Raw genomic sequence first — 14,339 nt, 5'->3', positions numbered from 1 at the left:
GCCGTACTTTCGAATCTTCATCGCCGTTGAAGTAGTTGGAAATTCGTGATTTCCTTCGATGGTGTGACCGGATGTAGCCTCCGAAAGTCACGATATCTGGAATGGAAGACTCACGCTCGGACTCTCGGGTCGCTAAGCTCCGTATCAGAGGATCGCGTACGAGACGAGCAGGAATGTGAGGTTGTAGAGGCCGTGAATGAGGATAGGGACTGCGAGGTTGTCGGTTCGTTCGTACGCGTATCCCCAGAGAAGGGACACGACGCCGAGGACGGCGGCGGCGAGTATCGTGCCGAGCAGCGACCCAGCGAAATTGAGGAGGTGCCAAGCACCAAACAGCGTGCTCGCGCCGACGACGGCCCATCGAGACCCGAATGCCTCCCGGAGGCGGCCCTGGATCGCTCCACGAAAGAGCAGTTCCTCGGCGGGCGCGAACAGCACCACGGACAGCACGCCAACGACGAGCATGAGCGTTGGGTCGGCCGCGAAGACTTCGCCAAGGCCGCTGATCGTGTTTGGTGGGCTGAGGCTCTGACGGAGCAAATTCAGCACGCTGGCGGCGACGACGGAGACGACCACGCCGACGCCGACGAGGAGTGATTGCTTCCATGAGGGAAGAGTGAATGGGATGCGGAGCGAGCGCCAGCGGACGTACGCGAGCGCGACGACGAACACCAGTCCCTGGCCGAAGACGGCCCCGACCAGAAAGCCCGTCCCGCCGGTTGTGACCGACTCGACACCGAACACGAGGACGGCGAACAAGCCGACACCGTTGTTGACGGCCATGCCGGCCAGCAGCAAGCCGATGGCGACGGCCACGGTCCGCAGGTGTGACCGGTCGGTCGATGTGTCCGCCTCGGTGTCGACGGGCGAGTTCATAGCTGGCCCGGGTCGTGCGCAATCATTCGTCTACGTCCAGTTCGGGGGGAAGACGGCCTCTTTCTACCGTGCTCATAGCTGCTTGCTTACTCTATAACCAGATACGTTTTTCGGTTATAGAGTCATAACTGATAACCAATCTGGTTATAGGATTCTAAGATGAACAACCGATATGCCCGGCTTTAGCGACGAGGAGCGGGAGCGAATCAGGGAACAACTCATCGAGAGCGGGCGCGAGCGCTTGCTCACGTACGGGCCGAAGAAAACGACCGTGAAGGACGTTACAGACCCCGTTGGAATCGCGAAACCGACGTTCTACCAGTTTTTCGACGCGAAATCGGACCTCTACATCGAAATTCTCCGGCGCGAACTCGAGGAGTATCTACAGAACGTGCGTGCAGAGCTCGCAGGGGTAGACGACCCACAGGAAGCACTGGAACGATTGTTCCGGTGTTACGCCGAGTTCGTCGAAGGAAATCCGCTTATCCAGCAGACAGTCGTTCAGGGCAACTACCAGGAAATCGTCGGAAGTGGCTCTAAGGAGCGATATGATGAGCTCGTAGAGGCGGAGATGGCGCAATCCATTCCCATTATCGAAGATATCCAACGTCGGAGCGATGGCCCGCTCGCGGAGATGGAACCAACCACAGTGCTGGGGCTCATGGGTTCCTCAGTCGCACTCTTGGCGCTCCATCAGGACGAACTCGAACGATACGAGGGACAAATAGCGGGGCTCGAGCACGGATACTATGACCGGATGCAGGACGTGCTGATCTCCACGCTCGCACGTGGACTGACGACCGAGGGATGATACCGCGATTCAACCTTCTGAGTCCTCGTCTCCCAATCGCTCGCTTTGCTCGCGGATGTGACACTCGAACAGCTACCGAACGGGTGTTCCAGCAAATGTCGTAGAAATAATAGTATTTCGACAGAACCGCTTTTCCTATGCGTTCCGTGACGTCGCCCGCCGGCGTGCGCTCGACAGGATGGCGTCGATCCGGTCGCGCGGGCCGACCTCGAACGCCGAGACCCGCTGCAGCCGCGCGAGTTCGACCCGGAAGGACTCGAACTCGCGGTAGCGCTCGTAACTGGCTTCGAGGTCGGTGAGGCCACCCGGCTCGAACAGCGCCGACGGGGTGAGGAAGACGAGCACGCGACCGTCGCCGCGGCGGGCCAGCCTGACCGTCTCGCGGAGTTCGGCCCGGTTGGCGTCGTCGGTGAAGATCACGGTCCAGACGGTGCCGCTCAGCCGGGCGAGGTGGGCGCGGGCGGTCTCGAACAGCGGGTCGCCCCTGATGCGTTCGGCGTAGGTGTCGCCCGTCTCGAAGTACGGCCGAAGCGTGCGCCCGAACGCGTCGTCGCCGGAGAGGCGGACGGCGGCGCGCCGCGACGTCGCCGGACTGTGGCTCCCGGAGTCGTCGGCGGTCGTGGCGACGGGGTCGGTCGTCGTGAGGTCGCGCAGTCGCCCCTCGATGAGCGAGTACTGTCCGACCGCGGGGTTGCGCCGGTCGGTGAGCCCCTCGTCGCCGACCGCGTAGTAGCCGAGCGGGTCGCCGAACGAACGGACGCTGTCGACGAACAGCAACGCGACCTGGATCGCGTAATCGAGCTTCGACTCGTTCGTCGGCCCATCGGCCATCGTCGCGCGGTGGTCGACGAGCATCGCGGTGACGATGTCGGTCTCGATCTCGTACTCGCGGACGTAGGGCTCGCCCATCCGGGCGGTCGCCTTCCAGTCGATCCGGCCCGCGGCGTCGCCGGTGACGTACTCCCGGAGCTCGCCGGGGTCGAGCCCGGCGTCGCGGCGGCCGCTCTCGCGCTCGCCGTAGGCGGCCATCAGCGGGTCGCCACCCTGGCCGACGTGGATGTCGTGCGGACCGCGCGGTTCGACCACCATCGTCGGCGTGGACCCACGCGTGAAGCGCTCGGTGAAGCACCCGGCCGGACCGCGTATCTCGATCGTCGGGGTGGCGAACTCGTAGGTCCCGGCGACCGCCCATTCGAGGAAGACCGCCGTGCTCGCGGTCGTCTCGCCCGGTTCGAGCCGGACGCGGCGGCCCTCGCGGTTCGTGCCGGTCGCACTCACCGGCGGCGCGAGCTCGACGGTGACGTCGAGCGACGACGGCTCGGGCAGCCGCACGGCGAGCGTGACCGACGTCTCGCGCTCGGCGACGACGCGCTCCTGGGCGAGCACCTGCTCGACGACGATCGTATCGGCGGTCCGCCTCGCCGCCCGGACGAACCGGTACTGCTCGACCGCCAGCCACGCGCCGAGCGCGGCCGCGCCGACCAGCAGGCGCGGGTCGGCGAAGGCGACGGCGAGTCCGACGAGGACCCCGCCCGCACCGACGAACCCCCAGCCACGGCGCGTGAGTCGCATGCGCCTACCTCGACAGCCCGATAGTTCAAGGTACTGGTCGTCCGAACGGATCCGGGCGGTTCGACGGGTCCGGCGACCGATGTGACGCGCATCGTCGTAAAGAGGGTCGTGCGCCGAGCCGTGGCGAGGTGCTCACTCCCCGGTGTGCTCGTCCGATCCGTCCCCGGTGACCGCCTCGGCGTCGTCGAGCGCGGTGCTCGCCGTCCCCTCCGGGAGGTCGTAGGGCGAGAACGCCGCGCGCTCGTAGAGTTCGGTGAGGCGACCGAGGGCGGCACCCCGACGGTCGTCGACCGCGTTCCGGGCGGCGTCGAGGAACTCCCAGTGGGTGTACGACCCGCCGAGCCCGAGGTCGTCCCGGAGCTTCCGCCGGGTGGCCGCGTAGGCGGTGGCGACCGCACCCGCCCGGTCCCCAGTGAACAGCTGGTGGTTCGCGGCGTCCAACAGCGAACCCCAGTCCGCCGCGGTCTCGCCCGTGGACGAGCCGTCCTCCGCGGCAGGGCCGGTAGTCGTCGCCTCCTCTTCGGACCCGGAGCCGCCCCACATTCGGGCGACGGCGTAACCGAGCCCCAGCACGAGGACGACCACCGGAACGCCGACGTACCACGGGTGCTCGGCGAGGAACGCCAGGAACTCCGCGAGGACCGTCGGCGTGGGCTGGGCGGGGACGTCGATCCGGAGCGTCGTCCGTACAATCGAGGCCTCGAGGCTGGTGTCGACACCGGCGTAGCGCGCGCCGACCGTGACCGGGACCGTGCCCGTGCTCCCGGCGAACGCCGACTCCGGAACCGAGACGTTCGCGTCGTAGCTCCCGTTCCCGTCGGTCGTCACCGTCGTCGTCGTGGTGTCGTTGACCGCGAGCGCCACGGACTCGTTACGGACGGCCTGGCCACCGTCCGTCGTGAGACGGCCCGTAACGCGAACCACCGGCCCGCTCACGTTCGACCCGTTGACGGAGGTCTGTGTGGCGTCGACCGAGAGCGCCGTCGGCGTCGACCGAACCGTGATCGGTATCGAGACGTTGTCGCGGGCGAGCGCCCGGTCGTCGAGCGGCAGCGACACCCGAACGCTTCGCCGTCCGTCGTTCACCCCCTTCGGCAGCCGGGCCGAGAGCCGGAACCCGCCGTTCGACGCCGTTCGGGCGCGGGTCCCGTCCTCGAACCGGAGTTCCTCGCCGTCGACCGAAACCGCGACCGGCATCCCCGCCGCACCGATGCCGCCGACGGCGAGACTCCCGTCGACCGTCACGAGCCCGTCGTAGCTCACCGCGTTCGAACCGCCGGTCGCCCGCAGCGTCGGCTCGACCTGCCGGATATCGATGGGCACCGTGGTCTCGTTGCCGCTGTAGACCGAACGGTTCCGCGGCAGATACTGGAGCGTCGCGCGGTCGGTATCGAGCGGGGCCCGTGTCGGGCGGTACGTGAGCCGATACGCGCCCGTCGCGTTCGTCGTCGTGGTCCCGCGGAGCCGCCCGTCGACCCGAACCCCGACGGTTCGGTCCGCGAGTCCGGTGCCGTTCACGGCGGCGACGCGGCCGGTCACGCGAAGCGGGTCGCTGAATGATATCACGCGGTCCGCCCCCCGTGCGGTGATCGTCGTGTTGCGGAACTGCTCGATCGAGAGCGATGCGGCGGTCGTGGTGACGTTGTGGCTCACGGTCCGCGTCGTCCGCGTCGCCGGGGTGAGGTCGCGTCCCGTCCCGTTGGCGATAGCCCCGTAGTTCCGCGTCAGGTTGCCGCTCGTCCGGTTGACGCCCGTCGCCAGGGTCTGTGCCCGGCGGGCCAGCCGACGCGCCCGCTGGGTATCGCTTTCGTTCCGGGCGTCGTTGTACGCCTCGACGGTGTTCCGGAACCGCCGAACCTTCGAGGCGTACTCGGTCTGGTTTTCCCTGGTACGCTCGAACGCTTCCGTCCGGTTGTTCCCCGAGTCGCTCTCGCGGGTGACGTTGACGTAGCCGTCCAGCCACTCCGGATAGTCCCCGTCCGACCGATTGCAGGCGTCGTACTCGCCGACGGTGAGCCCCTCCGAACAGTTGACGACGGTCCGGGTCAGTCGGCCCGAGAACCAGTTCTGGAGCTCCGAGACGTTGCCCGAGGCATCCACCGCTTCGGGGTCCTCCTGCTGGATGCTCGTGTTGTTCGCCGGCGACGTGCCACCGCGCTGGGGAACTATCCCGTTCGCGTCCCCCGACGATACCGACGGAACGGCACCCGCGACCGGAACGCCCACAGCCGCGACCAGGAGCACGCCGACCCAGACCAGCACCCCGGCACGACGGTGTGTGAAGGCCACACCGACGAGTCTCAATGCCCGGATAAAACTGCTTTCCTTCGTTTCGAAAAAAGAGGACGAAATGCCGCCGGGTGGCAAGAGAGCGGTCCACGAACGGGTTTCGACCGCCGGGGGTGGAGGGCGACGTTTATCACGCACGATCACCGACTATCGTGGATGACGTCGGACCCGATCGACTACGCCCGTCTCGACGAGGGACGGGAGTGCAACTACTGGGAACTCGACCGCACCCTCCGGTTCGAGGCGCGGCGGGTCTACCCGGACGACGAGTTCGAGTGGGCCGAGGCGCTCCTCTCGGCGTTCGGTGAGCGCCTGGGGCACGAGATGGCCGACACCGCCGACCGGATCGACGGGGCGGGTCACGAACTCCGGTCGTTCGACAAGTACGGCGACCGGCTGAACGAGGTCGAGTACCACCCCTCGCTCCGCGACCAGGAGCGGATCGCCTACGAGGAGTTCCGGATGACACACGACGCGTTCCACGCGCCACCCGGTCGGGACTCGCCCGTTGGACTGTGCCACCCGCTGGCGATGCAGGCGTTGCTCTCGTACGTCGACATCGGCTTTTGCTGTCCCGTCTCGATGACGACGGGCGTCGCCATCGTGCTCGATCGATTCGACGACGGCCGACTCGACGAGTACTTCGCCGGGCTGACGGCCGCGACCCTCGACGACCACATCGAGGGCGCGATGTTCCTCACCGAGGAACAGGGCGGCTCCGACGTCGGCGCGAACGAGGTACGCGCCGAGCCGACCGACGAGGAAGGCGTCTACGAGCTCCACGGCGAGAAGTGGTTCTGTTCGAACATCGACGCCGAGGGCGCGCTCGCACGAACGCCCGACGCGCCCGACGGGGTCGCGGGGCTCTCGCTCTTTCTGGTGCCGCGCACCAAACCCGGCGGCGAGGTCAACGACTCGCACTTCCGGCGGCTCAAGGACAAACTGGGCACGGTCTCCGTGCCGACCGGCGAGATCGAGTTCCAAGGGGCCGAAGCCTTCCTCGTCAGCGAGGCGGGGCGCGGGTTCAAATACATCTCCGAGATGATGAACTACGAGCGCCTCACGAACGCGATGGGCGCGGTCGGCGTGATGGGGCGGGCGCTGCTGGAGGCGAAGGTCCGTGCGGCACGGCGCGAAGCGTTCGGCAACCCGATCGACGAGTACCCGCTGATGCGCCGCGACCTCGTGGGGATGGCCGTCGACTACGAGGCGGCCGCCGCGTTCTCGTTCGAGGCGGTCCGGCTGCTCGACGAACGCGAGCGCGCGGGCGACGACTCGGCGGCCTACAAGCTCCTGCGGCTGTTCGTCCCGGTCGCGAAGTACAGGACCGCCCGGATGGCGGTCGAGACCACGTCCTACGCCATGGAGGTCCTCGGCGGGAACGGCTACGTTCGCGAGCACACCACCGAACGGCTCCTGCGCGACGCACAGGTCCTCCCGATCTGGGAGGGGCCCTCGAACGTCCTCGGGCTTGACGTCCTCCGCGCGCTGAACCGCGAGAACGCCCACGAGGCGCTCCTGCCCTACGTCGAGGAAAAACTCGACGCCGTCGACCACCCGGCGCTGGAGTCGGCGGTCGAGACGGTCGAATCGAGGTACGGGGAACTGCAGGACGCGCTGGGAACGCTCGCGACCGAGGACGAGGCGTTCGCCCAGTACCACGCAAAGCGGCTCGCGGACCTCGTCTTCGACGTGGTGACGGGGGCACTGTTGCTCGACGAAGCGCAGTGGGGGATCGATGCCGAGCAGGACGGTCGGAAGGCGCTCGTCGCCCGCCGATTCGTCGAGACCCGGTTCGCCGCCGACGAGCGCTTCGGGATGGCCGACGAGCAGTTCACCGCGGTCGTCGAGTACGGCTCCGTCGAACCGGCGGCGCTGCTCGACGGGATGGCTCCCGCCGAGTGACGGCCAAGCGCTAATCCCGACCGAGTCGCCGCGCGGCGAGTCCCGCGACTCCGGCGAGCGCGGCGAGGACACCGAAGCCGGGGCCGTCGGTCGCGGTCGTGTCGCCGGTCGCGTTCCCGCCGCTTCCGTTCGCGTCTCCCCCGGAAGCATCCGTTCGAGGGCTCGACGCGGTGGCCCCCGTGCCCGTTCCCCCACCGGTGGCCGTTCGGGACGTGCCGGTCGCGGCGCTCGTTCGCCCGTCCGTGGGTGCGTCCGTCGTTCCCGGTCCGGTCGTCGAGGCGGTCGTCGATGCCGTTCCGGCCGTCGGACTACCCGTCGGTGCCGACCCGGTCGCCGTCGTGGCCGACTCCGTCGCGGCCGTCGCGTTCCGTGCTCCCGCCGTCGTGCCGGATGCGGCCTCGCCCCCGGCGGCCGTGATCCGGTGGACCGCCCCGCCGAGGTCGCCGGCGGAGGTCAGCGCGTAGAGCTCGCCGGTCTCGTCGCGGCCGATGGCGATGAGATAGCCCTCCACCGCGCCGCCCTCGGCACCCTCGACCTGGAGCTCCGAGAAGTCCCACTGGCCGTCCTCGGTCGGGATCGCGGCGAACAGCGACCCGCGTGGATTCCCCTTCCGACTGTAATCGCCGAAGACGTACTTGCCCTGGAGTTCGGGAATCGCGTCGTTCTCGTAGAGGTAGCCGCCGACCACCGAGATGCCGACGAACTCGCCGTCGCGCTGGTGGGGGTACTCGACGACCGGGTCCCGGAGGGGCTCGCCCCCGCGGACGTCGGGCGGCGTCGAATCGGGGCACTCCTCCGGAACGTCGCTCACGTTTTCGGTTCCGAAGCAGTGGGTGCCCTCGCGGACGTTCCAGCCGTAGTTGCCGCCCTTCACCACCCTGTCGACCTCCTCGTACCGGCTCTGGCCGACGTCGGCGACGTAGAGCTCGCCGTCGGAAAAGCCCATCCGCCAGGGGTTGCGAAAGCCCCAGGCGTAGTGCTCGTCGAGGCCCTCCTCGCCCACGAGGGGGTTGTTCTCGGGGATCCCGTAGGCCTTCTCGCCGTCACGGGAGTCGACGTCGAGCCGGAGGACGCTCCCGAGGAGGTTCTCGGTGACGTCCTGGCCGTTGCCGCCCCCATTCGCGTCGTACCAGTCCTCGGCGTGGCCCGGTCCCATGTCCCTCGGGCTGCCGCCGTCGCCGTAGGAGGCGTAGAGGTAGCCGTCGGGGCCGAAGGTTATCGCGCCGCCGTTGTGGTACGGCGTGGGTTCGTCGATGGCGAGCAGTACGCGTTCGGAGTCGGGGTCCGCCTGTTCGCCGTCCTCGTCCATGGTGAACTCGGCGAGGACCTCCGTGTGGGAGAACTCGTCCGGCGCGTCGTCGGCGAGCGGCGCGCTGTAGCGCAGGAAGAACCGGCGGTTCGTCCCGAAGTCGGGATGAAAGGCGATGCCGAGCAGCCCCCGCTCGGCCGTGAGCTCGGCCAGCCGGTCGCCCACGTCGAGGAACGGCTCCTCGCGCAGTCCGTCGTCGGTGTGGACGTAGATCTGGCCCGGGAGGTCGACGACGAACCGCCGCCCGTCGCCCGGCGGGGCGGCGAAAGCCGTCGGTACCTCGAACCCGCCGGCGATCCGGTCGAGGGCTACTGTCGGTCCCTCGGGGACCACGGGTTCGCCGTCGGTCTCGGTGGTGGTCTCGGTCGCGGTCCCGTTTCCGAAGCTTATCGACCCCCGCATCGACCCCTCGTGTGGTTCACAGACGTACTCGGCCATCGCCTCGCGGGCGGTGAACGTGAGGCGCTGGCTCTCGCCCTCCTCGCTCATCACGGACGTGCGTTCGAGGACGCCGCCGTCGTCGTCGAGCAGCGCGATGTTGTGGCCGAAGCCGTCGAGGTTCGTCCACGCGATCCGGTACTCCTGGCCCGCTTCGAGCCGGAGGGTCGGATTGGTCTCGTCGGCGATCGCCTCGGGGGCCCGCCCCTGCCAGCCGGCGATCTCCCCACCGAGCTCGATGGTCGATGTGGTCTGTGCCCGCCCGCCCGCGCTCGCGAGATAGCCCGCCCCCGCGAGCGCGCCGGTCGCGCCGAGCAGCCGGCGTCGGGAGAGCCACACGCCGTCGTCCCGGTCGTTCGTGTTCCCTCGTGTCATTAGTGATCGTTCTATCCGATGCGAGTGGACGTTCACTCAAAGTCGTACCGAAGCGAGTCGCGTGGTTCCCGTCGTCGGATGGAGGGAGAAATCGGTCGGTGAATGGGGCGGCCGGGATTACGTCTGCGTTCGCGAGAGCGAGCCGTGGGCCGCGCTCGCGATCTCCTCGGCGCTCGCGCCCTCGAAGCGGTCGTCCGCGAGCAGGAGCCGGAGCCGCGGCCGGCCGACGTCGATCGGGACCTTCTCGGTCGTGATCAGGCCCTGCTGTTCGAGCGTGGTCTTCATCCGCGAGAACGTCGCCTTGCTCGCGACGCCGACGTCCTCGCCCCACTTCGAGATGTCGTAGAGCAACGCCTCGTGTTTGGCCGCCACGAGCAGGCTCGCGCCGACCTCGTCGAGCCCGTCGTTCCCGCTGCCGCGGGCGGTCCGGAGCGCGTTGACCATCGTCCGGAAGTCGGTCTCGACGTCCGGGCCGAACGTCTCGGTCAGCGACTCCTCGACCTGCGAGCGCGCCGGCGTCCGGAGGGCGAACTCGTCGCTGCGCTCCCAGCTCCCCTGCCAGTGTTCGTTCGCCTCGTCGACGAACGTCGTGTCGTCGGTCGCCAGCCCCGCGGTGTACCGGCCCGCCGGGACCAGGGAGACGAGCTGGTCGTCGGTGACGACCAGTCCCGTCCCGGCGGGCTCGTCGCTCGTCCGGAGTTCGAGCGTGTCGGCCTCGACGAGCTCCGCCGCCGTGCTCGCGAGAACGAAGTCGCTGCGTACCCCCTTCAGAACCGACTCCGCCGCGAGCAACCGTACCGTCGGCGAGTCGTCCAGGTCTCCGAGTACGTCGAGAAGCGCTTCGGTCGTGTCGTTGTCGATGCCGACGACGAAGACCTCTCCCGACTCGTCATCGAGGATACGTTCGAAGAGCTCAGTTTTCGACGCCACCACACTATTTGAGGTTGGGGTCATGCCGAAACATACGTTCCCATAGCATAGGAACCTTTTGGCTTCGAACGGTCGCTATCCGGTCGTATCGACGCCATTCGTCGTTCACGATCCATCGGAATACACCGTACTTCCCCACACCTCGTCGCCGAGGCGTCGGGTTCACCTAACCCGTCGGTCCCGTGACGAGCCTCGACCCGTCGACATCGAGGGTGAAGCCTCGTTCTCCCCAAAGAATAGCCGTGGCACGTTTCCGGATCGTTCGGTCGGGGACGCCCGTCGTTCGAAGGTCGTTACCCACAACGCAGGAAAACCGTCGGCCCCTCGAACGACGTGCGATGGCAGTCCAGCAGATCGGTCTGAGCGACGAGATGGAAACGTGCGTCGACACCTGTATCGAGGCCGCGGAGGTCTGTGAGGCGTGTGCCGAGGAGTGCGAGCAGCACGACCACGACCACTGTCTGGCCTGCGCCGAGGTCCTGCCCCGGTGTGCGGAGACCTGTCGGAACATGGCCTGAACACGGGTTCGACCGACGGGGACCGCCCTCAGGAGGGTATGTCGAAGATCCCGCCCATCCAGTCGGGTGGCGTCGGTTCGTAGACCGCCTGATTCCGATCCAGGTCGGTGAGACGCTGCTGGTCGGCCTCCTCTAGCTCCCAGTCGAAGACCGCGAGGTTGGCTTCGAGGTGGTCCGCCGAGCCGGACCCGGGGATGGTCGCGACGTCACGTTCGAACGCCCACCGGAGGACGACCTGTGCGGGCGTCTTGTCGTACGTCTCGGCGAGCTCCCCGACGAGCTCCTCGTCGAACACCTCCGTTCGGGCGAGCGGCGCGGAGGCCTCCACGACGACGTCGGTTTCCTCGCAGTACTCGACGAGGTCGGGTCGCTGGAACCAGGGGTGGAACTCGACCTGGTTGAGGGCGATCGGCACGTCCGCGATGTGGAGGGCGTTGCTGAGCTGGTAGGCGCTGAAGNGGAACTCGACCTGGTTGAGGGCGATCGGCACGTCCGCGATGTGGAGGGCGTTGCTGAGCTGGTAGGCGCTGAAGTTCGAGACGCCCACGTTCCGGACCTTGCCCTCGTCGTGGAGCGTCTCCATCGCGTCGAGGGTCTCGCGCAGCGAGATGGCGGGGTTCGGCCAGTGGATCAAATAGAGGTCGAGGTAGTCGGTGCCGAGCCGGTCGATCGAGGCCTCGCAAGCCTCGATCACCGACTCGTAGTGGAGGTTCGCGGGACGGACCTTCGAAGTGAGAAAGAGCTCCTCGCGGTCCTCGTCGGCGATCGCCTCGCCGATCTCGGCCTCGTTGCCGTAGGCTTCGGCCGTGTCGAGGCGGGTGTAGCCGATGTCGAGGGCGGTTCGGACGGCCTCGGTGCCGAGCCCGCCGGTGCCGAGCCCGACCATCGGTAGCTCGTCGCCGTTCGGGAGGGAGACGGATGGGATAGCCACAGCCGCCGAACTCGGGGGAGGGTATTAGTCGTTCCGTAGACCGTCGCTCTCGGACCCCCGGAGTGGACGGCTATTTATCGGCGTGGCTTCCAACGGGGCCATGAAGGACCTCCTCGTCGACTGCGACCCGGGCCACGACGACGCGATGGCGCTCTTACTCGCGCTCGCGTCCGACCGGGTCGACCTCACGGCCGTCACGACGGTCGCCGGCAACCAGACGATCGAAAAGACGACTCGAAACGCCTGCCGCGTGCTGACCCTGGCCGACCGCACCGACGTCCCCGTCGCCCGCGGTATGGGAGCCCCGCTGGTTCGCGACCAGGTCACCGCCGGCTGGGTCCACGGCGAGAGCGGCCTCGACGGGGCGGATCTCCCCGAGCCGGGAACGGAACCGATCGAACGACACGCCGTCGAGACGATCGTCGAAACCGCCGCCGAGAGCGGGGCGCTCCACATCGGGCCCGTCGGGCCGCTCACGAACGTCGCCGTCGCGCTCCGGAAGCATCCGGACGTCGTCGACGATATCGAGCGGATAGTGCTGATGGGTGGCACCACCGGGGACGGGAACGTCACGCCGGCCGCGGAGTTCAACGTCTTCGCCGACCCGGAGGCGGCGAAGGTGGTCTTCGAAGCCGACGTCGACGTCACGATGGTCGGGCTGAACGTCACCCGCAAGGCCCGCCTCGACCGTGACCACGTGACACGGATCCGCGAACTGAACACCGAGGTCACGACGGTCGTCGCGGACCTGTTGACCTACTTCCTCGACGTCCACGAGGCCTCGTTCGAGCGAGACGGCGTCCCGATCCACGACGCGTGTGCCGTCGCCGAGGTCGTCGACCCGGGGATCCTCGACACCGAGTACACCTTCGCGACCGTGGAGACGAGGGGCGAGTCGACCTACGGTCGAACGGTCGCCGACGTTCGTGGGGTGAACGACGAGTGGCCGAACGTCGAGGCTCCGAACACCCACGTCGCGCTCGACATCGATACCGAGGCGTTCGTCGAGACGTTTCTGGAGGCGCTCGAAACGTACTAGCGGACGAAATCATTACGCGAAAGAAGGGTCGGACGGGTCGCGACCCGTTAGGTGTGAATCGGCGTTATCGACTGGGCAGCTATTCGAGCGGGACCTGGCCGCGGAGCTCGCCGTCGGGGTTGGCTTTGGTGTGAACGTTCACGTAGAGCCCCTCGTCGGCCATCGACTGCAGGTCGGCGACGGTCTTGCCTTCGAGCGGCCCCACGAGGTCTGACTCCGTGATCGTGCCGCTCGCGATCTGGCCGTCCTCGCTGGTGCCGTCCTCGTTCGGACCGTAGAGGAAGGCGACGACCGGGCCGTTCTCCTCGGACCCGCCGAGATGGAAGTGGGCCGCCGTGACGTCCTCGATGTTCATCACCGAGAGGTCGTATCGCACCGCGTAGCTGCCGTCCTGTCGCCTGACGAGCGTGAGCCCCGCCTCGCCGCTGGCGTCGGTGTCGACCGGCGGGACTTCCTTGTCGCCCGAGAGCTGGACGGTGGTCTGGCGGATCACGTCGGCGTCGTCACCCTCGGAGTCGTCGCCGCTGCCGCCCTCGGCACCGACGATGAACTGCTTGGCGATCGGGAGCACCTGGTCCATCGTCCGCGCCGGGTTGAACGCGTTCGGCGCGGGACGCTGGAGGTGGAGGAGCTGGAAGTACGTCGAGTGGTTGGCCTCGACGCTGTGGATCGAGAGTGCGGCCTTGAGGACCTCCTCGCTGTCGATCATGGGTGCCGCGCCGGCGTAGGCCGAGACCCCGACGGTTTCGAGGCGGTCGGCGACGGCGACGAACTCCTCCATCGAGTCGTACGGGAACTCGTAGTCGGCGGGTTCGACGGGCGTCCCACCGAGCTGCTCGATGGTCTCGGTGAGCGCGTCGACGTGGGCCTTCTCGTGGTCCCTGACGTCCTCGATCTGCTGGTAGACCGAGTACTGGAGCGTCGGTCGCGCGAAGTAGTTCGCGACCGCCGAGCTCTCGACCTCCCGCTCGGAGTGGTCGGCGAGGAACTCGTCGTAGAAGGCGTATTCGAGGTGTTCGAGCGCGAGCGCGTAGTTCAGGATGTCGACGTCGCTGGGGTCGTCGTCCGAACCCGAACCCGAACTCGAGTCGTCGTTTGCGGCGACGGTCCCGGCACCGAGCGCCGAGAGCGCGGTCACACCGGCCCCGACTTTGAGCGCGTCGCCCATCATTTCCCGTCGTGAGCGAACCTGACCTTCGACTCGCCCGACGAGTTCGAGGACCCCCTCCTCGGAGTTGGTGGTATCGTCTGTCATAGTTTTGCGTGCCGACGCACGTAATCGTACACCGCGTTCCGTGATGAAAAAACTATCGTCGTCCTGGGTTCTATCCGCTTTCGTGGCTCGG

Annotated in this window: 11 protein-coding genes; 4 read left to right on the top strand and 7 right to left on the bottom strand. The window is 67.7% G+C overall.

All coding sequences use genetic code 11. From position 1 onward, the window contains the following. Positions 1-144 precede the first annotated feature (144 nt). On the bottom strand, positions 145-876 hold the full coding sequence (locus tag C447_RS10545) for a CPBP family intramembrane glutamic endopeptidase (RefSeq protein ID WP_007693687.1): 732 nt from the start codon (positions 874-876) through the stop codon (positions 145-147). A 172-nt stretch (positions 877-1,048) separates the two neighbouring features. On the opposite strand from C447_RS10545, the gene C447_RS10540 reads away from it, so the two are divergent. Then, positions 1,049-1,687: a TetR/AcrR family transcriptional regulator gene (locus C447_RS10540; protein ID WP_007693686.1), complete on the top strand. Its 639-nt coding sequence runs from the start codon at positions 1,049-1,051 to the stop codon at positions 1,685-1,687. A gap of 135 nt (positions 1,688-1,822) precedes the next feature. On the opposite strand, the gene C447_RS10535 is transcribed toward C447_RS10540, so the two are convergent. Together C447_RS10535 and C447_RS10530 are read right to left on the bottom strand one after the other, a co-directional pair. Continuing rightward, positions 1,823-3,259, bottom strand: coding sequence for a DUF58 domain-containing protein (locus C447_RS10535; protein WP_007693685.1), 1,437 nt, complete (start codon positions 3,257-3,259; stop codon positions 1,823-1,825). 132 nt (positions 3,260-3,391) lie between these two features. Next, positions 3,392-5,548 (bottom strand): hypothetical protein, encoded by a 2,157-nt coding sequence (locus C447_RS10530; protein ID WP_010612239.1) that lies wholly within the window; start codon positions 5,546-5,548, stop codon positions 3,392-3,394. A gap of 156 nt (positions 5,549-5,704) precedes the next feature. Between C447_RS10530 and C447_RS10525 the strand changes: the two genes are divergently transcribed. Continuing rightward, on the top strand, positions 5,705-7,453 hold the full coding sequence (locus C447_RS10525; RefSeq protein WP_007693683.1) for an acyl-CoA dehydrogenase family protein: 1,749 nt from the start codon (positions 5,705-5,707) through the stop codon (positions 7,451-7,453). Positions 7,454-7,463: 10 nt separating this feature from the next. Here the strand turns inward: C447_RS10525 and C447_RS10520 are convergent, their stop codons facing one another. Beyond that, positions 7,464-9,575 (bottom strand): PQQ-dependent sugar dehydrogenase, encoded by a 2,112-nt coding sequence (locus C447_RS10520; RefSeq protein WP_007693682.1) that lies wholly within the window; start codon positions 9,573-9,575, stop codon positions 7,464-7,466. A gap of 117 nt (positions 9,576-9,692) precedes the next feature. Beyond that, positions 9,693-10,508 (bottom strand): transcriptional regulator TbsP, encoded by an 816-nt coding sequence (gene tbsP / locus C447_RS10515; RefSeq protein WP_007693680.1) that lies wholly within the window; start codon positions 10,506-10,508, stop codon positions 9,693-9,695. Between the two features lie 335 nt (positions 10,509-10,843). Here tbsP and C447_RS10510 point away from each other — a divergent pair, with 335 nt between their 5' ends. Then, complete coding sequence (locus C447_RS10510; RefSeq protein ID WP_007693679.1) at positions 10,844-11,023, top strand: hypothetical protein; 180 nt, start codon at positions 10,844-10,846, stop codon at positions 11,021-11,023. Positions 11,024-11,051: 28 nt separating this feature from the next. Here C447_RS10510 and C447_RS10505 read toward each other — a convergent pair whose 3' ends face one another. After that, the gene (locus C447_RS10505; protein ID WP_007693678.1) at positions 11,052-11,909 is read right to left on the bottom strand and encodes an aldo/keto reductase; all 858 of its coding nucleotides are present in this window, start codon (positions 11,907-11,909) and stop codon (positions 11,052-11,054) included. Between the two features lie 145 nt (positions 11,910-12,054). Between C447_RS10505 and C447_RS10500 the strand changes: the two genes are divergently transcribed. Next, a complete protein-coding gene (locus C447_RS10500) occupies positions 12,055-12,993 on the top strand; it encodes a nucleoside hydrolase (protein ID WP_007693677.1) in 939 nt (312 codons plus the stop codon). Between the two features lie 79 nt (positions 12,994-13,072). Here C447_RS10500 and C447_RS10495 read toward each other — a convergent pair whose 3' ends face one another. After that, entirely contained in the window at positions 13,073-14,248 is a 1,176-nt protein-coding gene (locus tag C447_RS10495; protein WP_007693676.1) for a ferritin-like domain-containing protein, read from the bottom strand. Between the last annotated feature and the right edge of the window lie 91 nt (positions 14,249-14,339).

It is taken from the genome of Halococcus hamelinensis 100A6 (genome assembly GCF_000336675.1).
GTDB classification, from domain to species: domain Archaea; phylum Halobacteriota; class Halobacteria; order Halobacteriales; family Halococcaceae; genus Halococcus; species Halococcus hamelinensis.
The sequence above is the reverse complement of the archived record's forward strand: the minus strand, read 5'-3'. Positions and strand labels throughout refer to the sequence as shown.